Source organism: Belliella buryatensis (assembly GCF_900188245.1).
Taxonomy (GTDB): domain Bacteria; phylum Bacteroidota; class Bacteroidia; order Cytophagales; family Cyclobacteriaceae; genus Belliella; species Belliella buryatensis.
In genome coordinates this window covers 152932-176710 of record NZ_FZOK01000011.1, presented here as the reverse complement: position 1 = coordinate 176710, position 23779 = coordinate 152932, and the positions used below count along the sequence as shown (strand labels likewise).

The 23779-nt window shown below is 36.6% G+C and carries 23 protein-coding genes; 11 read left to right on the top strand and 12 right to left on the bottom strand.

The window, feature by feature from the left end; all coding sequences use genetic code 11:
- Nucleotides 1-599 precede the first annotated feature (599 nt).
- The 3 genes from CHB66_RS12550 to CHB66_RS12540 are packed head-to-tail and all read right to left on the bottom strand — an operon-like array spanning nt 600 to nt 3403.
- The gene (locus CHB66_RS12550; protein WP_089241455.1) at nt 600-1646 is read right to left on the bottom strand and encodes a vWA domain-containing protein; all 1047 of its coding nucleotides are present in this window, start codon (nt 1644-1646) and stop codon (nt 600-602) included.
- Entirely contained in the window at nt 1633-2532 is a 900-nt protein-coding gene (locus tag CHB66_RS12545; RefSeq protein WP_245812727.1) for a hypothetical protein, read from the bottom strand. The genes CHB66_RS12550 and CHB66_RS12545 overlap by 14 nt, the downstream gene beginning before the upstream one ends.
- A complete protein-coding gene (locus CHB66_RS12540; protein ID WP_089241453.1) occupies nt 2525-3403 on the bottom strand; it encodes a DUF58 domain-containing protein in 879 nt (292 codons plus the stop codon). Before CHB66_RS12540 ends, CHB66_RS12545 begins: the two co-directional genes overlap by 8 nt.
- A gap of 90 nt (nt 3404-3493) precedes the next feature.
- On the opposite strand from CHB66_RS12540, the gene CHB66_RS12535 reads away from it, so the two are divergent.
- Together CHB66_RS12535 and CHB66_RS12530 are read left to right on the top strand one after the other, a co-directional pair.
- The gene (locus tag CHB66_RS12535; protein WP_089241451.1) at nt 3494-3856 is read left to right on the top strand and encodes a DUF4296 domain-containing protein; all 363 of its coding nucleotides are present in this window, start codon (nt 3494-3496) and stop codon (nt 3854-3856) included.
- Nucleotides 3840-6227 carry an endonuclease MutS2 gene (locus CHB66_RS12530; protein WP_089241477.1) on the top strand — a complete coding sequence of 796 codons (2388 nt, stop codon included), beginning with the start codon at nt 3840-3842 and terminating at the stop codon, nt 6225-6227. The genes CHB66_RS12535 and CHB66_RS12530 overlap by 17 nt, the downstream gene beginning before the upstream one ends.
- A gap of 78 nt (nt 6228-6305) precedes the next feature.
- Here CHB66_RS12530 and CHB66_RS12525 read toward each other — a convergent pair whose 3' ends face one another.
- Genes CHB66_RS12525 through CHB66_RS12500 form a run of 6 tightly spaced genes read right to left on the bottom strand, consistent with a single transcriptional unit; the run spans nt 6306 to nt 11980 of the window.
- On the bottom strand, nt 6306-6803 hold the full coding sequence (locus tag CHB66_RS12525) for a hypothetical protein (RefSeq protein ID WP_089241449.1): 498 nt from the start codon (nt 6801-6803) through the stop codon (nt 6306-6308).
- Between the two features lie 60 nt (nt 6804-6863).
- Nucleotides 6864-7490, bottom strand: a complete 627-nt coding sequence (locus CHB66_RS12520; protein WP_089241447.1) for an ABC transporter ATP-binding protein — start codon at nt 7488-7490, stop codon at nt 6864-6866.
- 1 nt (nt 7491) lies between these two features.
- Nucleotides 7492-8271 carry an acyl-ACP--UDP-N-acetylglucosamine O-acyltransferase gene (lpxA, locus tag CHB66_RS12515; protein ID WP_089241445.1) on the bottom strand — a complete coding sequence of 260 codons (780 nt, stop codon included), beginning with the start codon at nt 8269-8271 and terminating at the stop codon, nt 7492-7494.
- Nucleotides 8268-9662 carry a bifunctional UDP-3-O-[3-hydroxymyristoyl] N-acetylglucosamine deacetylase/3-hydroxyacyl-ACP dehydratase gene (locus CHB66_RS12510; RefSeq protein ID WP_089241443.1) on the bottom strand — a complete coding sequence of 465 codons (1395 nt, stop codon included), beginning with the start codon at nt 9660-9662 and terminating at the stop codon, nt 8268-8270. Before CHB66_RS12510 ends, lpxA begins: the two co-directional genes overlap by 4 nt.
- Nucleotides 9663-9699: 37 nt before the next feature.
- Complete coding sequence (gene lpxD / locus CHB66_RS12505; RefSeq protein WP_089241441.1) at nt 9700-10722, bottom strand: UDP-3-O-(3-hydroxymyristoyl)glucosamine N-acyltransferase; 1023 nt, start codon at nt 10720-10722, stop codon at nt 9700-9702.
- A 19-nt stretch (nt 10723-10741) separates the two neighbouring features.
- Nucleotides 10742-11980, bottom strand: coding sequence for an HD domain-containing protein (locus CHB66_RS12500; RefSeq protein WP_170932488.1), 1239 nt, complete (start codon nt 11978-11980; stop codon nt 10742-10744).
- Nucleotides 11981-12031: 51 nt separating this feature from the next.
- Between CHB66_RS12500 and porX the strand changes: the two genes are divergently transcribed.
- From porX to CHB66_RS12485, 3 genes are read left to right on the top strand one after another with little or no spacing between them, the layout of a single operon-like run.
- Nucleotides 12032-13591 carry a T9SS response regulator signal transducer PorX gene (gene porX, locus CHB66_RS12495; RefSeq protein ID WP_089241439.1) on the top strand — a complete coding sequence of 520 codons (1560 nt, stop codon included), beginning with the start codon at nt 12032-12034 and terminating at the stop codon, nt 13589-13591.
- Nucleotides 13592-13595: 4 nt separating this feature from the next.
- Nucleotides 13596-14039, top strand: coding sequence for a tRNA (adenosine(37)-N6)-threonylcarbamoyltransferase complex ATPase subunit type 1 TsaE (gene tsaE / locus CHB66_RS12490; protein ID WP_089241437.1), 444 nt, complete (start codon nt 13596-13598; stop codon nt 14037-14039).
- Nucleotides 14020-15234 carry an alanine dehydrogenase gene (locus CHB66_RS12485; protein ID WP_089241435.1) on the top strand — a complete coding sequence of 405 codons (1215 nt, stop codon included), beginning with the start codon at nt 14020-14022 and terminating at the stop codon, nt 15232-15234. The genes tsaE and CHB66_RS12485 overlap by 20 nt, the downstream gene beginning before the upstream one ends.
- Here CHB66_RS12485 and CHB66_RS12480 read toward each other — a convergent pair.
- Nucleotides 15231-15704, bottom strand: a complete 474-nt coding sequence (locus tag CHB66_RS12480) for a response regulator (protein WP_089241433.1) — start codon at nt 15702-15704, stop codon at nt 15231-15233. The genes CHB66_RS12485 and CHB66_RS12480 overlap by 4 nt on opposite strands.
- A gap of 248 nt (nt 15705-15952) precedes the next feature.
- Here CHB66_RS12480 and CHB66_RS12475 point away from each other — a divergent pair, with 248 nt between their 5' ends.
- The 6 genes from CHB66_RS12475 (at nt 15953) to CHB66_RS12450 (ending at nt 22701) form a co-directional block, all read left to right on the top strand.
- Nucleotides 15953-17032, top strand: a complete 1080-nt coding sequence (locus tag CHB66_RS12475; protein ID WP_245812726.1) for a ThiF family adenylyltransferase — start codon at nt 15953-15955, stop codon at nt 17030-17032.
- A complete protein-coding gene (locus tag CHB66_RS12470; protein ID WP_089241429.1) occupies nt 17022-17717 on the top strand; it encodes a hypothetical protein in 696 nt (231 codons plus the stop codon). Before CHB66_RS12475 ends, CHB66_RS12470 begins: the two co-directional genes overlap by 11 nt.
- Nucleotides 17714-19840 (top strand): 7TM diverse intracellular signaling domain-containing protein, encoded by a 2127-nt coding sequence (locus CHB66_RS12465; RefSeq protein WP_089241427.1) that lies wholly within the window; start codon nt 17714-17716, stop codon nt 19838-19840. The genes CHB66_RS12470 and CHB66_RS12465 overlap by 4 nt, the downstream gene beginning before the upstream one ends.
- On the top strand, nt 19830-20918 hold the full coding sequence (locus tag CHB66_RS12460; RefSeq protein ID WP_089241425.1) for a hybrid sensor histidine kinase/response regulator: 1089 nt from the start codon (nt 19830-19832) through the stop codon (nt 20916-20918). Before CHB66_RS12465 ends, CHB66_RS12460 begins: the two co-directional genes overlap by 11 nt.
- A gap of 154 nt (nt 20919-21072) precedes the next feature.
- On the top strand, nt 21073-21612 hold the full coding sequence (locus tag CHB66_RS12455; RefSeq protein WP_089241423.1) for an inorganic diphosphatase: 540 nt from the start codon (nt 21073-21075) through the stop codon (nt 21610-21612).
- Between the two features lie 48 nt (nt 21613-21660).
- On the top strand, nt 21661-22701 hold the full coding sequence (locus CHB66_RS12450) for an outer membrane beta-barrel protein (protein WP_089241422.1): 1041 nt from the start codon (nt 21661-21663) through the stop codon (nt 22699-22701).
- Here the strand turns inward: CHB66_RS12450 and CHB66_RS12445 are convergent.
- Both CHB66_RS12445 and CHB66_RS12440 read right to left on the bottom strand, forming a co-directional pair.
- Nucleotides 22698-23150, bottom strand: coding sequence for a hypothetical protein (locus CHB66_RS12445; RefSeq protein WP_089241420.1), 453 nt, complete (start codon nt 23148-23150; stop codon nt 22698-22700). The two genes, CHB66_RS12450 and CHB66_RS12445, sit on opposite strands and share 4 nt — an antisense overlap.
- On the bottom strand, nt 23147-23743 hold the full coding sequence (locus CHB66_RS12440; RefSeq protein WP_089241418.1) for an acyl carrier protein phosphodiesterase: 597 nt from the start codon (nt 23741-23743) through the stop codon (nt 23147-23149). The genes CHB66_RS12445 and CHB66_RS12440 overlap by 4 nt, the downstream gene beginning before the upstream one ends.
- Nucleotides 23744-23779: the final 36 nt, after the last annotated feature.

Here is a 23779-nt window from a genome sequence, read left to right as displayed (position 1 = left end):
GTAGGTCGCCGCCACATTATCAAAAAGCCTTTCAGGAAACTGAAAGGCTTTTGTGTTTTTTACCCTATAGCTATATTTTCATGGATAGAGAATGATATATGCTTCGCTATATAAAGTTGATATATGCCTTTCCAAATCTTAATCTAACCAGATTTGTTAAACGTTAAAATTGTTCATCGTTAAATGTATGTTACCAGTATATTCCCTATCCTCCCACGTCTACCTGGCGTAGACAGGCTTAACGGATTATCATTTGACAGTATTTTTCCTCAGATACAAGGCTGACCACTATCTATCCAATATGGCAAGCCCTTGCAAGCCTAATACCTATTCACCTAATCAACTAACCCCTCAATCAACCAAATCAACTAATTCCTTTAGCTCAAAATCAACTTTAAACTAAATTTCACCTCCTTCGAGTAGTCAACTCACATCATAACTCAATATCCCAATCAACCAATAACTCAATCAACTTATCCTTAATCCCCGCTAACTTTTAAACCTTTCAACTCAATTTCCAATTTTTCAATCTTAAAATCTTGTAATCTCTAATCCCCCCCAATAACTCAAACAACCAATAACTATATAGATTAAAAATTCTAGTCTAGTAAGAAGTTGTTGAAGAAAGTACTTTTCAGTGTCATCCAGCTGAAGAAAAACAATAGACCCCAAAATAAATAGACTCGGTAATAATCATTTGTTTCCTTGTATCTTGATTCGATAATTTCAGCTTTTTCTAAGCTATCTATTTCCTCAAAAATTTGCTCAAGTGCATTGTCATCAGATGCTCTGTAAAATTTACCACCTCCTATGGTAGCAATTTCCCTCAGAGTAGTTTCGTCTAAATAACTTTCTATCATCTGAGGCCTTCCAAAAAAATCTACTCCATAAGGAACCATTCCGTCCTTACCGACAGCAATGCTATAAATTTTTATATCAAAAGCTGCCGCTAGCTCCGCAGCAAATATAGGATCTACATTGCCAGCATTGTTCTCTCCATCAGAAAGTAGAATCATCACTTTTGATTTTGATTCAGCCTCTCTCATTCTGTTAGTCCCCGAAGCAATAGCACTTCCAATAGCAGTACCCTTCGCATCCATCATGTTGAATGATATATCTTTGATCAAATCTGTCAATAATCCATAATCAGTAGTCAATGGAGCTAATGAATAAGCTTCTCCTGAAAATATAACCATCCCAATGCGGTCCCCAAATCGACCATTGATAAAGTCAATTGCAGTTTCTTTGGCCGCCTCAAGTCGGTTGGGTTGAAAATCTTGTAAATCCATAGATTCTGAAATATCCAAGACTAACATGATGTCAATACCTTCAGTATACTGTTCTATTCTTTCATTCGATTTTTGTGGCCGTGCGATTGCTATTGATACCATCCACAAGGTCAGTAAGAAAAAAAGTGTAGGGATTAGCCTAAGATAAGTCCATGGATTGTTAGATGCTACAGAGCCTGGGAGGGACAATTCTAGAACAGGGTTTTTTAAAAACTTAACAAATTTCCTCAAGAGCATTAAAAGAGGAATGATCCATAATAAATGAAGTGCCCAAAGGTTTTCCCAATCAAAGTTTTTGAAAGTATCAGGCAAAAACCAATACAGTGAAATGAAATCAGAGATACTATTTACGCTCATGTTTTTGGGTAATTTTTTGTTGGTAAGTTTCAGCGCAGATTCCTTTTAGGTTTCTACAGGCTTGGCTTATATCTTGCCCTTTTTTGCCAGCATAGATAATCATTTCTATTTCTCTGAAATCTTTGATGATCTCTTTATTTTCTAGAAACTCTGATATTTCAATAGTCGTCCATTCTCTGAAAGGCCTATTTTTCAAGTGCTCCATATAGGTCTTCCATAAACCCAATAGTTCGTCAGCTCCATCCATATCTGGCCTAGAAGCAAAGGTTTTCTCTGCTTTTTCCCATTTAGTAATAAATCTTTTATATTTCCTCTTTTCACTCCAAGTTTGAAATTGTTTTTTGATCGCATCTCCAAAAAAGAAAAAGAGAACTAGAATTATAATGATTAAGCATACAATAACAGCAATTAATAATGGGTAATTAAAGCTCTTAGGTAGTATTTGATAGATATTGTTGTCTTTGAATAATAGCTGTTCTGGAAGTGGATCGATTAATAGTTTTAATGTCAGCGAGGCCTCTTCTGGATAATATTCCAAGCTGTCATATTTCATTACTTCAAAAACAGGTAAAGAAAAATTGGAAACAGGGTCTAAAGAAAAATTGGAAACGTAATAGATGGCACTATCAAGTGTGATGCCCTCTTTGGTACTACTCATGAAAGTTTGTTTTTCTAGCAAAACAAAAGGACTGAAATCAAAAGTGGAATCAGGGAATACCACATTCATACCTTTACTGTATTTTGCTTTCAGTACGTACGGTACTTTCTCTCCAATTTTGGCCGAATCTTGCATGAAATAACCTTCAACTTTCAATTCTTGTCCATGACTTAATTGAAAAGAAAAGAGGAGTGCTATGAAGAAAAGGAATTTATAAATTTTAGCCACGTTTCATGGTTTTATTTCTGGTCTTAAACAATTCGATCAAGGGTAAAACTATGTCTTGCCCCGTATCTATTTCAAGGTAGTTAATTTGATTTTTTTTACATATTCTTTTGAGCAGATCTCTTTCTGTAGTAAATGTATCTGTAATTTTCTTAGAAAATGATCCAAATGCAGTATTTACCCAAGTAGTTTTCCCTTCCTCCTTGTCATAAACAGGTATAATACCTAATGCAGGAAGTTTAGATTCTCTTGGGTCAGTTAATTGAATAGCAACTAAGTCATGCTTCTCAGCTAAGGCTTTGAAAGGGCGCTCATATCCTTCATCGATGAAATCGGAAATCACAATAATGATGCTACGCTTTTTGATCAGGTTCAAGGCAAAAGAGAACATCTCCTTTAGATTTGTCTTTAAAGATTTATTTTCATGATTGAAAATACCTTGTATCACTTTAACTCCTTGCTTTGGTCCTTTTCCAGGGAGAATAATTTTTTCTTTTTGATCAGAGAAAGATACTAAACCAACTTGGCTTCCTTCGAAAATGGCAGCGAGGGTCAAAACACCAGCTACTTCTTTTCCTTTGTCTATTTTCTTATTACCAGATGCCCCGATATCTTGAGAACCACTGATGTCTAATAGGAAATAGACGCTTTGATCTTTATCTTCTTTGAATGTTTTGACAAAAGTTCCATGACCTTTGGCAGAGACTTTCCATTCGATGGTCCTTACGTCATCACCATACTGATATGGTCTCAAGTCATCAAACTCTAACCCTGCACCTTTGAATATAGATTGGTAGTCTCCTTGAAGGTGGTTGTTGGCCACTTTCCGGATCATGATTTCATATCTTCGAAGTTTTTTTAGTAGTTGGTTCATGGAGTTTGTTTTCGGATGTCTAATTTAAGGCAGTCTTTTGAATAATAAAATTTATATGTGGTTCTCTGTTTAAAGTGTTAATTTTGGAACGTGAAAAAGTTGCTAATCTTTATACCGCTTATCCTTTTACTTCAATCTTGCAGAAATGAAGATAAACCAGAAGATATTCTCAATGAAGATCAAATGGTAGGAATGCTAATTGATATTCATATCGCAGAAGGGTATGTAAGTACTTTGCCTATCAATTATGATTCATCGAGAAATTTGTATCCCATGTTTGAGAAGGAAGTATTTCGAAAACATCAGGTGATAGATTCAGTTTTCCATAGGAGTTTAGAATACTACTTGGCAAGACCTAGAATCATAGATAGAGTTTATGCTAGAGTAATCGATTCTTTGAATGTAATCGAAAAAGAAGGGAACGTAAAAGAAAGTGATGAATTACCCAATTAGTCTGGAAGAGAAGATCAATTTTGACAAAATCAGAGAATTGATCAAAGAAGAATGCTCCAGTTCTTTAGGAACTGCCTTTGTTGATAAAATGACTTTTTCAAAAGATTTGAGCTTGATTGTACGACTTCTTGATCAAACGGAAGAGTTTAGACATATATTAATTTCAGGAGAGACTTTTCCCACTTCTAATTATACTAATATTCATCCTTACCTCGATAAGGCTAAGGTTGAAGGTACTTTTTTATACGAGGATGATTTTCATGAAATCAAGCTATCCCTTTTTACATTGGTGGGATGTGTGAATTTTTTCAATAAATTCTCAGAAGAATACCCCAATCTTCATCAACTTCTTGGGTTAGTACAGCTGGATCAAACGCTGCTGAAGGCAATTGAGCGGGTGATAGATGAAAAAGGGAAAATCAGAAATAATGCATCTAAGGATTTATCTTTGATTCGCTCACAAATACTTTATGAAGAAAGTCGGTTAAGAAAGGTATTGGATAGAATTTTTAGAGAAGCTAGATCCAAGGGCTTGACACCAGAAGATGCTTCTGTTACTATCAGAGGAGGAAGGATGGTAATTCCTGTTTTGGCAGAGAATAAAAGAAAAATAAAAGGATTTATCCATGATGAATCTGCTACTGGTCAGACTGTATTTCTAGAGCCTGCTGAAGTACTAGATATCAATAATGAACTCAAGGATTTAGAATATATGGAACGCCGGGAAATCCAGCGAATCCTTACTCAATTGACGGATATACTCAGAAGTTATATCCCAGATTTGAGGAAAGCATTCCAATTCTTGGGTTTGGTAGATTTTATTAGAGCAAAAGCCAAATTTGCTTTAAAAACAGAGTCTGCCAAGCCGCTCGTTGAAAAAGCAAAGCAAATCGAGTGGTACAATGCAAAGCATCCCTTATTACAGTTTGCTTTAGCCCAGCAGGGTAAAAAAGTTACCCCTCTCAATATCCAACTGGATCACAATAGGAGGCTTTTGGTGATATCAGGACCAAACGCTGGAGGTAAATCAGTGACCTTAAAGACTGTGGCCATGTTGCAATATATGTTGCAATGTGGCTTACTGATCCCTTTGGATCCGCATTCAAAATGTACGGTCTTTGATAATTTCTTTATCGACATAGGCGATGAACAAAATATAGAAAATGACCTTAGTACCTACAGTTCTCATTTGATGAGTATGAAGTACTTCACACAGTTTGCCAACAAAAAAACAATTCTTTTTATTGATGAATTTGGAACTGGGACTGAGCCACAGTTTGGTGCAGCCATAGCAGAGGGCATACTTTTGGAATTGAATAAATCTGGAGCATATGGCATCATTACTACGCACTATGGGAATTTGAAAGAAATTGCATCTAAAAACCAAGGCTTGGTTAATGGCGCCATGCGCTATGATGTAGATAGGCTTGAACCCCTCTATCAGTTAGAAATAGGTAAGCCTGGTAGTTCATTCGCTCTTGAGATAGCGTCCAAAATTGGGATATCCAAAGATATTATTGATTATGCTAAGGCCAATATTGGTGAAGAGCGTGTACGGTATGACCGCATGCTCAATAAGCTTGAAAATGAAAAAGTTAAGTATGAGCAATTGGTTAGCGAAAATGCAAGAAAGGAACGACTGCTAGATCAGCGAATGAAGGAGTATACGCAGCTGAAAGAAACCATAGATATTAATAAAAAGCAATATATCCAAGAAGCTAAAGCTGAAGCAAAAGCCCTACTAGATGAAGTAAATAAAAAGATTGAGATCACCATCAAGTCCATCAAGGAGAAAAAAGCTGATAAAGAAGCCACCAAGAAATTGAGAGCTGACTTGGAAGTATTCAAAGCAAAGGTTAAGCCTGAAAAAGAAGCAATTATGGCTCCTGAAATCAAGGTGATAGGGGGAGAAATTCAAGTGGGAGATTTTGTTAGAGTGAAAGATAATGGTGCTGTAGCAGAAGTACTTGCAATCAAGAGCAAGGATGTGGAGATAAGCATAGGGGACTTGAAGTCCAATGTGAAACTCAAAAGACTGGAGAAAATATCTTCTTCTGAAATGAAAAAGGAAAAAAAATCAATTGCCAAAAGGTCAGGCTTTGATACTAATGCTAAGATGATGGATTTTTCTCCTAATTTGGATATCAGAGGAAGAAGAGGGGAAGAAATTTTACCTCTGTTGCAAAACTTTGTAGATGATGGACATATGTTAGGTCTCAAAGATCTAAGAGTTGTACATGGAAAAGGGGACGGAATCCTCAAGAATATCACAAGAAATATTCTACACAATATGTCTCAGGTCAAGAAAGTTTCTGACGAACATGCAGATCGAGGTGGTGCAGGAGTGACCTTGATTGAGCTTAAATCATAAGCTAAAGAAATATTAAAATCAAAAAAGCCTTGATTCATTGATGAAATCAAGGCTTTCTTATTTCCGATATAAATTATATCAAGGTTTTCTTTTCAGCGAAAATCTATAATTACCAGCAATAGCGGCATTAGGGGGAGTGATTTTTTCCCCAGAACCTGGAGCAACGATGGTAAAAGTCAGAACAAGATCTGAACCTGACCTCGTAAAAGAAATTTCAGGGCCAGATGCAGGCCTTGTTCCCGCTAGGATGATTTTCGAAACATCTGTTCCTACAAAATTCCAGTTTCCTGAGCCATCAAAAAGATCTCCTCCATTGACAGTATTGTAGGTTTTACTATTTTGATTTGCAGCAAAAGTTATTTCGAAATTAGCATAAAGGTTGGTTTCCGCTCTGCTGTCTCTCGTTACACTACCACCTCCAGCAACAGTCCATGTGATAGAAGAACTACCGGCTAGGTCTTCTATTGCCAATTCTTCGGGAGTTTTTTGTGGAGCAGGATCGTCACCTTTTTTACATCCAAAAAGCACCAAGCCAAAAGCTGATATCAATAAAAGATTAAGTATTAACTTATTCATAATAGGGTTATAATTATTTGAGAATTGTAAATTTAAACATATGACCGAAGAATCAAACACTTATTTTAACTTATAGTTTTCGATGCGTATTTCATTTTCACAGTAAGTATATTCTCTTGGATCATTAGAGCAAACGAGAATAGTCCTGCCTTTACCAAATTTATCTATTAATTGGAGGTACCAGTTCACTCCTTTTTCATCAAGATTGGAGGTAGGCTCATCTAACAGAACAAGAGGGACATCTGAAAAAAGGCAAAGCCCTAATTTCAGTCTTTGCTTCATTCCCGAAGAAAATTGATTGATTGGTTTTTGGCTGTGATTTTCCAAATACATCTCTTCAATCATTTCTTCAAAAGAAAGATTTTGGAATACTTTTTTAAAATGAAAATGAAATTTAAGAATCTCTAGTAAGCTAAATTCTTCAGGTAGCTCTAAGTATGGAGCGGAAATGGTCAAATATTGATAGATGTGTTCTTCAGAAATACCTTTACCTTCAAAAAAATACTTTACAGACCCTTCAGTCAAAGGGTTTAGAGCTGCTATAGATTTGATCAAAGTAGACTTTCCAGATCCATTGCTTCCGGTAATTGCCCACTTTGACCCTGCTGGAATATTAGTGCTCAGATTTCTGAATATCCATTCATATTGAAATCGTTTGGAAGCATTGACCAGCGCTATCTGAATCATCTTATTGGATGTAACCTTTCATCACTCCTCGTTCAGAAGAACGAATAAAGTTTACTATTTCATCTCTCTCTTTGGTAGCTGGTAGATTTACCTCTATTTCTTCCAAAGCTCTGCTGTTATTAAGGCTATTGAGGAAGAGGTAACGGTAGACATCCTGAATATGACTAATTGTCTCACTTGAAAATCCTCTTCTTCTTAGACCAAGACTGTTGACTCCGGCATAGCTAAGTGGTTCTCTTGCTGCTTTAGTGAATGGAGGCACATCTTTTCTCACGAGTGAGCCACCTGAAATCATGGAATGCATTCCAACTTTTACAAACTGGTGAATTGCGCTACTACCTCCAACAATCGCCCAATCATCTATGATTACATGCCCCGCAACTTGAACTGCATTAGCGATGATGACATTATTCCCTACTATGCAGTCATGTGCTATGTGTACATAAGCCATTAATAGGCAGTTGCCACCTACTTTAGTGGTCATTTTGTCTACTGTACCTCGACTGATCGTGACACATTCTCTGATGGTGGTATTATCACCAATCTCCACGAGTGTTTTTTCACCTTGAAATTTTAAATCTTGAGGAATGGCTGAAATAACAGCTCCAGGAAAAACCTTGCAGTTCTTGCCTATCCTAGCACCTGGGTATATAGTTACATTAGAACCTATCCATGTACCTTCTCCAATAATGACATCTTCATGGATCATGGTAAAAGGGTCTACATGAACACCTTCTCCAAGGATTGCGTCTTCGTGTATTTGGGATAGTTTACTGATCATGATTCTTTTCTTACAATGCTTGCGGTCATAACGGCCTCGCAGACGAGTGTATTGCCTACGTATGCTTCGCCTTTCATCTTTGCTATTCCTCTTCGGATAGGAGCAAGCAATTCACATTTAAAAACTAAGGTATCTCCAGGGATAACCATTTTTCGAAACTTACAATTTTCTATCCCCAGAAAATAAGTCCAATAATTCTCTGGATCATCCACTGTGCTAAGCACCAATATGCCTCCAGTTTGTGCCATTGCCTCTACCTGAAGAACTCCAGGCATTACAGGGTTATTAGGAAAGTGGCCCATAAAGAAAGGTTCGTTCATCGTTACGTTTTTTACACCGGCTACAACAGTCTCGTCCAAATAGATGACTTTATCAAGTAGCTGAAATGGATAGCGATGAGGGAGGATATTGCTGATCTGAGCAATATCCATCACTGGAGGGAGCTTGGGGTCGTAATATGGGATATGGCTTGGTCCAGCCTTTTCCATAGCTCTTTTTATCTTTTTCGCAAAAGCCACATTGGCAGCATGGCCTGGTCTAGCTGCAAGTATTTGAGCTTTTAGCGGCCTGCCTACCAAGGCTAAATCACCTACAACATCTAAGAGTTTGTGTCTTGCAGGTTCATTTTTATATCTTAAGTCCACATTATTTAGGATTCCCTCTTTGCGAACTTCTACTTTTTCTTTGTTGAACATTTTGGCCAAATGCGCTAATTCCTTCTCTTCCACAACTCTGTCGACCACTACAATTGCATTATTCAAGTCGCCACCTTTAATTAGGTTTTGATTATAAAGCATTTCCAGCTCGTGGAGAAAACAGAATGTACGACAAGATGCGATTTCAGATCTGAATTGGCTGATGTCCGTAATTGAGGCATGTTGAGACCCTAGGACTGGTGAGTTATAATCTACCATGACAGTAACTCTGTAATCATCCAAAGGCAGGGCAGCCATCTCAACTTCTCTAGAAGGATCGCGATAAGTGATGCTTTCTGGAATTTCAAAAAATCTCCTCAAGGCATTTTGTTCCTCTATGCCAGCATCATCTAAAGCTTCTATAAACTGAATCGAAGATCCATCCAAAATAGGAGGCTCTGGACCATCCAATTGGATAAGCACATTATCAATCTCCAAACCCACTAATGCAGCAAGGACATGTTCTACAGTGAAAACTCTTGCCCCACTTTGCTCTAAGGTAGTCCCTCTTGATACATCAACAACATTGTCTACATCTGCATCAATGATAGGCAGACCTTCAATATCGATTCTTTGAAACTTATAGCCGTGATTGGGAGGAGCAGGCAAAAAAGTCATATTTGAAATCACTCCAGTGTGGAGTCCGACACCTGATACAGTGACTTGTTTTTTAATGGTATGTTGTTTTACCCTCATAGGTATTGAATCCTGAATTTGATTTGAGTGCGTAAATTTATTGTTTTTTTTCCAGTTCTCTCAATCGATCCTGAAGCTGAGGCAGATTTTTGAAAATAGCGTAAGCTTTTAGGAAGCTTTTCAGTTCAAATCCCATATATCCGAAAAGTGTCTGCCCAGAGGTGTCAATCGATCTACTGATTCCAGTATTTGCTCCTATAGTAGTTTTATCAGCGATTTTAAGATGCCCTACGATCCCTGCTTTTCCTGCAATAACACAATTTTTGCCAATTTCTGTCGAGCCAGATATCCCAGCTTGTGCTGCGATTACTGTATGCTCTCCTATGACTACATTGTGAGCAATTTGTACTTGATTGTCTATTTTTGCTCCTTTTTTGATAATCGTAGACCCCATAGTGGCACAGTCAACTGTAGTATTTGCTCCTATACTCACAAAGTCTTCAATAATCACATTCCCTACCTGAGGGATTGCTTTGTAGGTACCATCCTCTTGAGGAGCAAAGCCAAAACCATCAGAGCCAATGACAGCTCCTGGGTGGATCTCGCAATATGAGCCAATGACTGTATCATTACAAATTTTTGCACCAGGGTGTATAATACAATTGTGGCCGATTTTCACGTTGTCACCAATATAAGAGTTAGGGTAAATTTTCACATTATCTCCAACTGTTGTCCTTTGACCTATGTAGGAAAAGGCTCCTCTGTAGTGACCATCTCCTATGGAACTACTTTCATGTATAAATGCAGGTTGCTCAACACCAGTTTTATTATTTTTGGTAAATTGGGAATAAGCTTCTAGAATCTGAGTAAACCCAGTGTAGGCATCTTTGACCCTGATTAACGAGGGTTTTACTGCTTTTTTTGGTTGGAAATTTTCAGATACAATTACCGCAGATGCTGCTGTTTCGTAGATGTAGTTTTCATATTTCTCATTAGATAAAAAACTAATTCCTCCAGGTTGCCCATCTTGAATCTTATCTAACCTATTGACTTTTGTAGATCCATCTCCTTCTACTTTGCCATTGAGAAGTGAAGCTACCTGTTCTACGGTAAATTCCATTATTATTGTTGTTTTTTGGCTACAAAGTTAAATTTTTAGCTCGACAAGCATAGTGTTTTTTAACAATCTTACTCATCGCTTTGATATTGGGAAGATCGGCAGCTTGTGCTACATCGATTATTTCTCCTTTTTTTGTTAAAATATGAATTCGCTCCTTAGCTACATAAGCATTGTTGCTGATAGAGCCATGTGAAAAGAAATATTTCATGTCTTCAGCTGGCACTTGAAGCTTGTTTTGAGTTTTCTTCCAGATAGTCTCTAATTCCTCTTCTGAGAATGCTTCGCTATTCAAATTGATCTTAAATAGATTACGAGAAAGAAACATATTAGATATATTACGAAGGATATAATCGCTGTCTTTTTTCCAAAACTTGATTCCTCCCCAAATGTCGTAATCATCAAGTTCTAAAAAGGTCTTGATTAAAACTTCAGAGTTTTGGAAGTCCTCAATTGTGAAATCATTTTTAAGAAAATGCAGAAATTCGTCTGTAGCTTTAACATCCCTACCATCTTGGGCTAGATCTTTAGCTCTGCTAATCAAATTGATTAGCATTTTCTCGGCAGAGACAGTAGTCTTATGGAGATAGACCTGCCAATACATAAGCCTTCGAGCGCTTAAAAAATTCTCTATGCTGTAGAGACCTTTTTCTTCAACCACTAGCTGGTCATCTTTTATAGCCATCATCTTGATGATCCGATCTGCACCGATAGTTCCCTCTGAGACACCAGTGAAAAAACAATCCCGCTGCAAATAATCAAGTCTATCTATGTCAAGTTGACTAGAAACTAATTGATGGAAAAATTTTCTTTCATAATGATTCTTAAAAATTTTCAATGCAAGATCAAGTTGGCCATGTAATTGTTTATTTAATTCATCTATGATCAATAATGAAAGCGATTCATGATGGATGTTTTTCAAAAGTGAAAATTCCAATGCATGAGAAAATGGTCCATGTCCTATATCATGAAGCAAAATAGCAATCAAGGCCGCCTCATATTCTGCATCGCTAATTTCATTACCTTTATTTCTCAGATTGTCCAAAGTGATGCTCATCAGGTGCATAGCTCCTATAGCATGATGAAATCGAGTATGAAGAGCCCCAGGATAGACGTAGTCAGTCAAACCTAGTTGCTTGATACGACGTAACCTTTGGAAGTATGGATGGTCTATAATGGTAAAAATCAACTCACTTGGAATTGTAATGAATCCATAGACAGGATCATTTAAGATTTTACGGCTTTTCAATGTCTCTGACATTTGATTGGAGTCAAAAGTAATTATAATTTTAAACGATATAAACAGAATTTTATGCAAAAATACAAAATCCTTTGGGCTGATGACGAAATAGATCTATTAAAACCGCATATACTTTTTCTTCAGCAAAAAGGCTATGATATAAGTACGGTCAATAGCGGGATTGATGCGATTGAAAAAGTAGAAGGGAATAATTATGATGTTATTTTTTTGGATGAGATGATGCCGGGAATGACTGGGCTTGAAACGCTTCAGCAGATCAAGATGATCAAACCACAAATCCCTGTTGTGATGATCACTAAAAGTGAAGAAGAGCACATCATGGATGATGCTATTGGAGGTAAGATTGCTGATTACCTCATCAAGCCAATCAACCCTAATCAAATATTACTTTCTGTCAAGAAAATTCTTCAGAATAAGCAATTGATTTCTGAGAAAACAAATCTTTCTTACAGGCAGGATTTCATGAATATCAGTATGGCTTGTAGTGATGCCTCTACGCATCAAGAGTGGACTGATATTTATAAAAAGCTTACATATTGGGAGTTAGAGATTGATAAGACTGAAAATAAAAGTATGCAAGAGGTGTTGGAAACTCAAAAAGTTGAGGCCAATGCTGCTTTCGCAAAATTCATTAAGAATAATTACCTTGATTGGTTAAATGATTCTAAAGCAGATAGTCCTCTCCTATCACATCAATTGATGAAGGAAAAAGTATTTCCACATGTAAAAGAAGGTAAGCCATTATTTTTTGTGGTAATTGACAATCTAAGATTAGATCAATGGGAAGATCTAGAGCCTTTGGTTTTAGAGCATTTCAATGCTAAAGAAGATGATACTTATTACAGCATTCTACCGACTACCACAGCTTTTGCAAGGAATGCATTATTCAGTGGCTTGATGCCTTCTGATATGGCGAGGTTCCATCCAGACTTGTGGGAGGGCGAAGATACCGATGAAGGGAAGAATAACAAGGAAGAGGAGTTTTTGGCTGAAAATCTTCATAAGAATAGGCTCAATATCAGATATAGTTATCACAAAATTTTGCAGGCTTATCAGGGAAGGAATTTAGTTGATCAATTTCACTCTTTAATGAACAATGATCTCAATGTGATTGTGTTCAATTTTGTGGATATGATGTCTCATGCAAGAACTGATATGAAAATGATTAGAGAGTTAGCTCCGGATGAATCAGCTTACAGATCATTGACCAAGAGTTGGTTCGAACATTCTTCTTTGTTTGAGCTTTTCAAAAAAATCAGTGCAGCAGGGGCAGAGCTTATTGTCACTACCGATCATGGCACTAAGCGGGTTAACAAGCCCTATAAAATCATTGGAGATAAGAATGTGACTACAAATCTCCGATATAAGCAAGGGAAAAATTTAAATTTTGAAAGTGGGAAGGTTTTTGAGATCAATAAACCAGAAGATGCTAAACTCCCTAGATTTAATGTTTCTACGAGTTATGTTTTTGCAGTAGAAGATTATTTCTTTGCATATCCAAACAATTACAATTATTATGTAAACTATTACAAGGATACCTTCCAACATGGTGGTGTATCTTTGGAGGAGATAATAATTCCTGTGGTGCATCTTTTACCGAAGAATAATTAATAACTTGAGAAAAATCTATTGTGATAATTTAGCTAGTCTTTCAGCCGTAGCCCAAGAAATAATAGAAACCTGTAAAGGTGAAAAAATCTGGGTTTTTAAGGGGCAAATGGGAGCTGGTAAGACCACTTTAATCAAAGCAATTGCAAAGGAAATGGGAATTCAAGACTTGGTCTCTAGCCCCACTTTTTCTATTGTAAATGAATACAAAAATGAGGAAGGTCAAAAATTTTATCATTTTGATTTTTATCGAATTGATGAATCAGAGGAGGTACTGGAGATTGGTGTAGAAGAATATTTCTACAGTGATTCGTATTGTTGGATTGAGTGGGCTGAAAGAATTCCAGAGTTTATTCCAGACACCTTCCATCTGATAGTAATAGAAGTAGATGAAGAAGGTAGGAGAGTGATAGGTATATCAAAAATTGTAAATGGCGTACAGCATGGTTGATGTTAGCGAAACTGTTGAGATACTTCCTAAAGAAGCTTCTGCAAAAGTCAAAAAGTCAAAAGGGGATTTTGTGATTGGAATTCCTAAAGAAATTGATTCGCAAGAAAAGAGAGTCTTGCTTACCCCGGAGGCTGTGCGTCTATTGACCAATAATGGTCTTAAAGTTGTCGTAGAAACTGAAGCTGGTAAAAAATCTAAGTTTGAAGACAAAGACTATTCAGATGCTGGTGCTAAAGTTGTCTATTCGGCTAAAGAAGCCTTTGAGTCAGAAGTTATCTTGAAGGTAGAGCCCCCAACCATTGAGGAGATAGAGTTTATGCAGCCAGGGTCTTGCCTGATTTCGGCGCTTCAACTGGGAAGGCAATCAGCAGATTACATTCATGCACTCAATTCAAAAAGGATCACGGCTGTTTCTTTCGAGAATCTGGAAGATAAGGTTGGTGGTATGCCAGTAGTAAGAGCGATGAGTGAAATCGCAGGTTCAACTGTGATGTTGGTTGCTTCAGAATACCTTTCAAGTGTCAATGATGGTAAAGGTCTGATACTTGGAGGAGTCACTGGAGTCCCTCCCACGCAAGTCGTAATTATTGGGGCAGGTACAGTGGCTGAATATGCAGCAAGGACAGCACTTGGACTAGGTGCAAATATCAAAGTGTTTGATAATCACATCTACAAATTGAGGAGGATCAAGCAGCTACTTGGTCAACAAGTATTTACTTCTACCATTGATAACATCACGCTTGCACAGGCACTCAAGGAAGCAGACGTGGTGATTGGTGCATTAAGGGCTGAAAAGGGCAGGAATAAAATTGTAGTAACGGAGGAAATGGTAGCAGCAATGATGCCAGGTAGTATAATCATTGATGTGAGTATTGACCAAGGTGGCTGTATTGAAACAGCGGAGATGACCTCTCATTCTGAACCCACTTTCAAAAAACATGAAATCATCCACTATTGCGTACCTAATATTGCCTCTAGAGTTTCTCGGACAGCCTCAGTAGCATTAAGTAATATTTTTACCCCAATTCTACTGCAAATGGCCGATTTGAAAGGGGCAGAAGAGATGATATTTAATTACAAGTGGTTTATGAAAGGGGTATACACCTACAGAGGGAGCTTGACAAATGCTCATTTAGCGAGGAAATTTGCAATGACGCACAAAGAGCTGCAATTATTACTTGCAGCTCGATATTAGGAAAGTAAATTTTGCCTTAATAGGAATTCCAACTGGTCGTTGGCCTTTATCAAGTCTTCAGTTAATTTTTTATTTTCTCTTCTTAAAGATAAAACTTCAAAGGCATTATTTATGACTGTACGGAGATAATCTTCTTCCCATGGTTTAGTCAAATAGTGATAGACTTGACCTTTATTGATGGCGTCTATTACGGCTTGGATATCAGTATATCCTGTAAGTAAAATTCTTATAGGGTCAGGATAAAGGGGAATGATAGAGGCTAAAAAATCTACGCCAGTCTCATCTGGCATTCTTTGATCTGTGATGATGATATCTACTTCCTGAGTTTTTAAGAATTCTCTTGCCTCTTGAGCAGAAATAGCAATAGAAACCTTATAATCTCTTCGAAACGTAGCTTTGAAAGCTTGAAGATTATTTTCTTCATCATCTACGTATAGAATTCTTATTTTTTCCTCTTTAGTCTCAGACATGGGTTTTAAGCAGTTTGTACAATATAAAGCCAAGAAGCTTGATGAAAAACCGAGTTAATTAGGTAAGTTTTTGATACTTAATCAACTTAGTTAACTTATTTAGCCATGGTTTTTACCAAATATCTAAATAAAATTCATTTCATAGAACATTTTTGGCATTTTTAATATGAAAATGATTTCAAAAATATAACTTTACCACTATCTACCACCCACCACGAATGTAAATGATTGCCCAAACTGAATTTGATTTGAAGGATCAAACTGAATTATTATTTCTAGATCCACATAATCCATGTGAAATGCGTAATCTTGAGAAAATCAAGAGTGATCCTCAAATTACGATTGTGGATCAAATTCAAAGCCAAGTGGCAGAGTTGATCAAGCTTCAAAACCCTAGTCTGAAATTTAGCCCCCAAAAGCTAAATACCGAGGTGGAGCGATTTTTTAAAAAAACTGAAGCTGAGACATATGGTGTTTGGGTTTATTATCCATGGAGAAAAGCACTTGTTCACCTGCTGCAAGAGAAAGATTTTATTGCTGTCAGAACAGTCAGGAATAAATATAAAATCACTCAAGAAGAACAGGATCTACTTGCTACAAAAAAAATTGGCATTATTGGGTTGTCTGTAGGGCAAAGCGTTGCTATAAGTTTGGCAATGGAACGTTCATTTGGAGAGTTAAGAATTGCTGATTTCGATACGCTTGAGTTAGGAAATATGAATCGCCTCCGAAATAGTGTTACAAACTTAGGTGTACCAAAAACCACCTTAGTTAAAAGGGAAATAGCAGAGATAGACCCTTTCTTGAAAGTGACAGTTTTTGAAGAGGGAATAACAGACCAGAACTTGGATAAATTTTTCACAAAAGGAGGCAACTTAGATTTATTGATCGAGGAATGTGACAGTATTGAGGTCAAATTAAAAGCTAGAATCAAAGCAAAAGAACTTAGAATTCCAGTCATGATGGATACAAGTGATCGAGGAATGATGGATATTGAGCGATTTGATTTGGAGGAAAATAGGCCTATATTTCATGGATTTTTAAAAGAATTTGGAAATGAAATCGAGATTCTTAAAAATCTTGGTGAACTCACTCCTTCTTTAATAATGGCAATATTAGATTATAAAAATATTTCTGATAGAGGTAAGTATAGCCTTTCAGAGTTAGGGAAAACCATTACTAATTGGCCCCAACTAGGGACCTCAGTTATAATGGGCGGGGCGATGTGTGCTCATTTTGCAAGAAATATTCTCTGTGGGTACAATATTAAATCAGGTAGAGAATATGTTGATTTAGATAAATTCTTTAGGAAAGCAGATGAAAGTTAAAATTAGAGTTGTGAGAGCGATCTCCTCTCCTGAAGAAACAGAGAAGTATATTGCGGGTCATTTTAAGGTGTTGGAATCTTATGGTGTGACCAAAGTGACCTCTGCAGATAGATCATGGGTCAATAATCCAAATGTATATCTCCTTATAGTTGAATCTGAAGATGGGCAGAAGGTTTTAGGTGGTGGAAGGGTTCAGCTGAGAAGTTCAGAATACCCCTTGCCTTTAGAAGGAGCAATCTTCGAAAAGGACGAAAGGATAGTTGATTACATGACAAGATTTGAAGACTTGAAAGTTGCAGAATATTGTGGTTTATGGAATTCAAAAGAAGTTTCAGGTTATGGCATTGGAAGTATATATTTGATCAGAATTGGAGTTGCTTTGACATCTTTTTTGAATTTAAATTGCCTTATGGCTTTTTGCTCTCCTTTTACAGTTGCAAATTCACAATCAGTTGGGTTAAGAATTATTGAAGAACTTGGAGTGAATGGTACATTTTTATACCCTAAAGAAGGCTTGGTTGCAACCATAATGGAGGTGGAAGATGTAGATACATTAGAGCGTGCTTTGCCTGCCGAAAAAGACTTTATTTTTGATCTTAGAAAAAACCCAAAACAAGTGAAAATACTTGAGAGTAAAATGGGGGAAATGGAAGTTGAGTTTGATTTGAATTTAGAGATGTTATGATTAGAACTCAAAATAGTAAGCAGCCTTTAGTTATTGGTTTAGTAGTCATCATTTTTATTTTAGCACCTGTTATTGCATTTTTAAAGGCCACTGGGAATATAGATTCTTATGAAGTAAATAAATTTATAATTTATGACGACGAGCGTTTTGAAGATGCAGTGGATGAAATTGAATTAAGTAGTACTTCACTTAATTTAGGGCATCAGAAAACAGCCTATCTCGGTTTTAGTATTTCAGAAGAATTATCTTTTAATGGAGAGTTGGCTCTTGAGCTTAGAAATCCAACTTTTAGAGAAGTTGTATTATATAAAAAACAAGCATCAGGAGACTTAAAACAAATAGGAAAGTCTGGGACTAATTTTGGTAGGTCTAATCCCTTTTCAAGTCCTAATCCAATATTTAAAATCGAAGGCAATGAAATTTCTGGAAATTTTTTTATTTCGGTTAAAAGTAATGAGCCTATTACAGTAGAAATAGTACTTAGTTCTTATGATACCTTCCATTTTGTATACAGTCAAAAAACACTGATTGTAAGTGTTTATATGGGGATAATGTTTGCACTTTTCTTGTATAATTTCATTTTATTTTTTCTTATCAGGGATAAGATTTATTTTATCTACTCCTTGTACATTTTATTTATAGCACTAGCCCAAACATCATTATTAGGTTATTCTTATTATTACATTTTAAACTTAAATCCTAGGATTTATGAATTGAGCATAATTGGATTTTCTTCAATTTCAGGTGTTGCTGGAATTACTTTTATGCGAAAATTTTTAAAAACTAGAGACTTCACTCCTCTATTAGATAAGTTTCTTGTTCTAAATATTATAGTCTACGGGATTGCCTTTTTAGTCAGGTTAATCGATAATGTCAAAATAAGCTATATGCTTACAGATATTTCAGGATTGATGGTGATTGTGTTGTTTGCTTTTACGGCGAGTATTATCGCTAGGAAAGGCTATAGACCTGCTGTGTATTTTATAATTGGTTGGTTCTTTTTCTTTATTGGGTTACTTGTCTTTATCCTTCATACTAATGGGGTCATCAAGTTAAATATGATAGCTAATTTTCCTATGTTGGTAGGGACCGCAATGGAAGCGATTTTACTTTCTTTGGCATTGGCCGACAAGATCAATATACTCAAAAAGGAAAAAGAGGATGAGCAAGCCGAAAAGTTGCGCATACTTAAAGAAAATGAAAGTTTGATTTTGGAACAAAATGAAATTTTGGAAGCCAAAGTTAAAACCAGAACGGAGGAACTGGAGGAAACACTTCACAACCTTCAAAACACCCAAACTCAGCTGGTGAATCAAGAAAAGATGGCGTCATTAGGTCAGCTTACAGCAGGCATAGCTCACGAGATCAACAATCCAATCAACTTTGTAAGTTCAAATATATCTCCGCTCAAAAGAGACATCAAGGACCTTTTGGAAATAGTTCAATCTTACAAAGATAAAGGGGAAGAGCAGTTTGATGATAAGACCAAAAAAGAGCTAAAAGACCTTGAAGATGATATCGAGTTGGATTATGTATTGGATGAAATTGACCAGTTACTCAAGGGCATGGAGGATGGAGCTAAGCGAACAGTTGAAATTGTAAAAGGTCTTAGACTTTTCTCTAGGGTAGATGAACAAGATGTTAAGAAAGTTGATATCCATGATGGGATCAACAGTACCTTGGTCTTACTCAATAGCTCCATGTCTGGAAGGATTAAGGTAAATAAGGAATATAATGAAATCCCAATGATTGAATGTCTAGCAGGCAAAATCAATCAAGTATTTATGAATATTATTACCAATGCCATTCATGCTCTTCAAGATCATTTGGATACCAACCCAAATCCTGAAATTACCATTCGAACAAAGCAAATAGATGATCACATTCAAATTGAAATAGCGGACAATGGTCCGGGTATGCCAGAATCTGTAAAGCAAAGAATCTTTGAGCCTTTCTTTACAACGAAAGCCGTAGGGAAGGGGACTGGTCTTGGATTGTCAATTGTTTATACTATTATTGAAAATCATAAGGGTACATTAGAAGTAGAAACTAAAGAAGGTCAGGGAACAAATTTCATAATTACATTGCCGATTTATCAAAATACACCACAAAATGAGCAATAAAATCCGCGTTTTATATATTGACGATGAGGATAATAATCTTAATTCTTTTAAGGCAAGTTTAAGAAAGGACTTCCACATCATCACTGCGATCGATGCAGAGGAAGGTCTGAAAATTGCCGAGAGTGAAGAATTACATGTGGTCATTGCTGATCAGCGCATGCCAGGGTTGACTGGTGTGGAATTTTTTGAAAAATTAATGAAAGTCAATCCTGATCCAGTCAGAATTTTATTGACTGGATATTCTGATATTGCTAGTGTCATTGATGCAATAAATAAAGGTGAAGTTTATAGGTTTATAGATAAACCTTGGAACTTAGAGCAGATCAAAAATGCCATTAAAAATGCGGCTGAAATATACCTGACCAAAAGAGAGCTCAAAGACAAAAATGAAAGATTGAAAAAAGTACATTCTGAAATGAATCAGTTTGTCTATAGTTTGTCCCACGAGCTTAGAGGGCCATTGATGAGTATTTCTGGGGTGTCCAAATTAGCAAAAATGGAGGCAAAGGACCCCAATATTATTGAGTATTTTGATATGATAGATTCAGCCACCCTAAGGTTGGATGACTTCATTTATAAAATGCTGGACTTTTATAGGTCTACCAAAATCGACAATAAAGTTAGTAAGATAGAGTTTAAAGAAATTGTCAATCAACAATTAGAAGCTTATAAAGAGAAATGGGGATTGAATGATATCAACATCGCTATTGATGTCAATCAAACTTCTGATTTCTATTCTGATGATGCTAAGTTGCGTGTGATTCTTAATAACCTTTTCAGCAATGCTTACAAGTTTCAAAAGCTTGAGTCAGATTCTAAGTTTATCAAATTAACTGTAGAGGTAAAAGATAAATTAGCTTTAGTGCAAATAGAGGATAATGGAATAGGAATAGACGAAAAGTACCATACTGAGGTATTCAATCTTTTTCATCGAGCAACACAAAGAAATGTTGGCTCTGGCTTAGGGCTATACATGGTAAAGGAGTCTGTAACCCAAATGGGCGGTAAGATTCAATTAGAGTCAAAACTTGACCATGGAACTATATTCACTATTACCCTACCATCACTGAAGGCATAAATTCAAAAATTCAATCTGATTTTTAATGATTTTGATCATAGATTGGCCAAATTCTATAAATATTACAAAATTCAGGGGGGATACTTTGATAAAAATGGGAATAGGAAGTAAATTGCGCCCCATTTAAAAAGTAGAACGAAAACAGTTTTTAGATATGATTAATCCATGGCACGATGTGCAAATAGGTAAAGACGCTCCGGAGTTTGTAATGGGCGTAATAGAAATTCCTAAAGGTAGCAAGGGGAAGTACGAATTAGACAAAAAAACAGGAATGCTACTTTTAGACAGGGTGCTTTTCTCTGCCGTACACTATCCTGCAAATTATGGATTTATCCCACAGACTTTCTGTGAGGACCATGATCCATTGGATATTTTGATCATTTCACAAATCGATATCCCTTCTATGACATTGGTCAAAGCTAAGGTTATAGGTGTGATGAGAATGATAGATGGTGGAGAGGCTGATGACAAAATTATTGCTGTAGCGGCTGATGATCAATCTGTCAATTACATTGAAGATATCGATGAATTACCTCCTCACCTGATGAAAGAAGTACACAGGTTCTTTGAGGACTATAAAAAATTAGAAAGTAAGGAAGTGAAGGTAGAAGATTTCCTTGGTAGAGAGGAAGCTTACAAAATCATTAGAGAGAGTATTGAACTCTATGATAAAAATTTCAGAACAAAACGATAAAAATTCAAACCTGAATCAATTTAGATTCAGGTTTTTTTAATTTTAAGGATGCGGAAAGTTTTATTATTCTTCTTTTTATCAGTCCCTTTTTTAAGTCTTGCACAGGAGGATCGAGGATTCACCTTTTCAGGATACTTAGAAACTTATTATTCTTATGACTTCAGTCAGCCTGCTGATCATCTTAGGCCTGATTTTTTATATAATTTCAAAAGGCACAATGAATTCAGTGTTAATTTTGCGTTGGTACAGGTCTCTTTTCAAGAGGATAATATCAGATCCACTTTGGGGTTGATGCTGGGTAATTATTCGCAATTTAACTTAGCAGAGGAACCACAATGGGCTCAATTGGTCTATGAAGCCTCCATAGGATTCAAGTTATTGGATAAGCTTTGGCTAGATGTTGGAGTAATGCCTTCACATATTGGTTTTGAAAGTGCCATAGGAGCAGATTGTTGGCATTTGAGCAGAAGCTTGCTGGCTGAGAACTCCCCATACTTTCTTACTGGAGCGAGGTTGAGTTATGCTTGGAACGAGGAGCTGGATTTCACACTCTGGGCAACCAATGGCTGGCAAAATGTACAAAGACAAAGCAGGAATCAAGGGATTGGATTAGGGTTTGCAGCTAATTACCGCCCTGTTTCAAACCTTGAAATTCATTATGCTAATTACTATGGGAATGAAGGAGTCAACCCAACCTCTGAGCTTAGATTCTTCAACAATTTCTATACGCAATATTCACCAGGCAAATGGGGAGCGACGATAGGATTTGATTATGGCGTTCAATCCTCAGTTTTTTCTCAAATCAATCATTGGATTGGTCTAACAGCTTCATTAAGAAGGGATTTGGGTGAAAAATTCAAGCTTGCTGGTAGGGCGGAGTATTATGCTGATCAGCAGGTAATCATCTTAGACCAAGGGATGAGAATTTCTGGTCTATCCACAAATTTAGATTATGCTATCCATCCAAGAGGGCTAGTCAGGATTGAACTGAGGCAGTTTTTTGGAGATGATTCTTATTTTGAATTGCCAGGTGCAAAGTTTAGCTATGGAAATACGGCGTTGACCACATCTTTTTCAATCTCTTTCTAACGAGATTTTACCTTTTTCTTTCCTGCTTTTTTAGAAAGATAGGACACGAACTCTTCATAGTTTTGGTGTTCATGGTTGCTCATTGAAAATGAAGTTTTATCAGCAAAGGCCACGGTGAGTTGCTTGAATTCTTTTTTGTTTGCGATCACTTTTTCTTCCTCCCAAGCTAGCACTTCATCTATTTGATAGGTTTTGGTTTGGCCTCGCAAGGGGAGTCTAGTAATGATTTTCTCTTTTCCAGCTGAGATAAATTTAAAACCAGCCATCATTTTCACTAATAGCATCAGAATGACCACTGTGATCAATGGGGCACTGAATAGGTAGAAAAAAAGACCAAAACTTCTCGTCGTAGCAAATTCATTGAGAATGTAGATCAACCCACTGATCAAGATCAAAAGAACAAGAGAGAGGGCGAAATAAGTATTTGGTTTTGGTTTACAATGAATCATATTTCTGCTTTCAATACGCTCAATCTTTTTTTAGAAAAGCTTACTAAATCCTCAAAGAAGTCACCGAAATGTTTTTTGAGTACTTCGTGATTTTCATCCAAGAAAAGGTGAGCTGTTTCCATTTTGGAATCAAATCTAGTTCTCTTAGAGATACCTGTCAAGGCCCTTCTGATGCCGTCTATTTCTGAATAGGAGTAAAGCCAATTATAATGCTTCATATACTGGTAAGCTTTGAGAAAGCTTTCGGGTAAGATTTGGTGGTAGGCTTCTATCACTTTGTATACGTCCTGCGCAAACTCGTCAAGTGGCTGATGGTGATAGTTTTTCCAATATCTCCCCAAAAAATAGTCAAAATACATGTCCGTAATTACAGATGAGTAGCGTCCATATTCAGGCTTGAGTAATTGCTGGGCATCCTTGACTACAGGATGCGTGTCTGTGAATTTGTCTATTTCCCGATGCAATAAAATTCCAATGACAATATCTCGTTCATAAATTTCTTCAACAGGTCCCCTGACAAAGTCGCCAATAAAGTTTCCAATCAGTACCTTTGGATCTTCAAAGGATAAATAAGCGTGAGCAAGAAAATTCACAAATGATTATAATTTATTTATTGGGTTAAAACCACT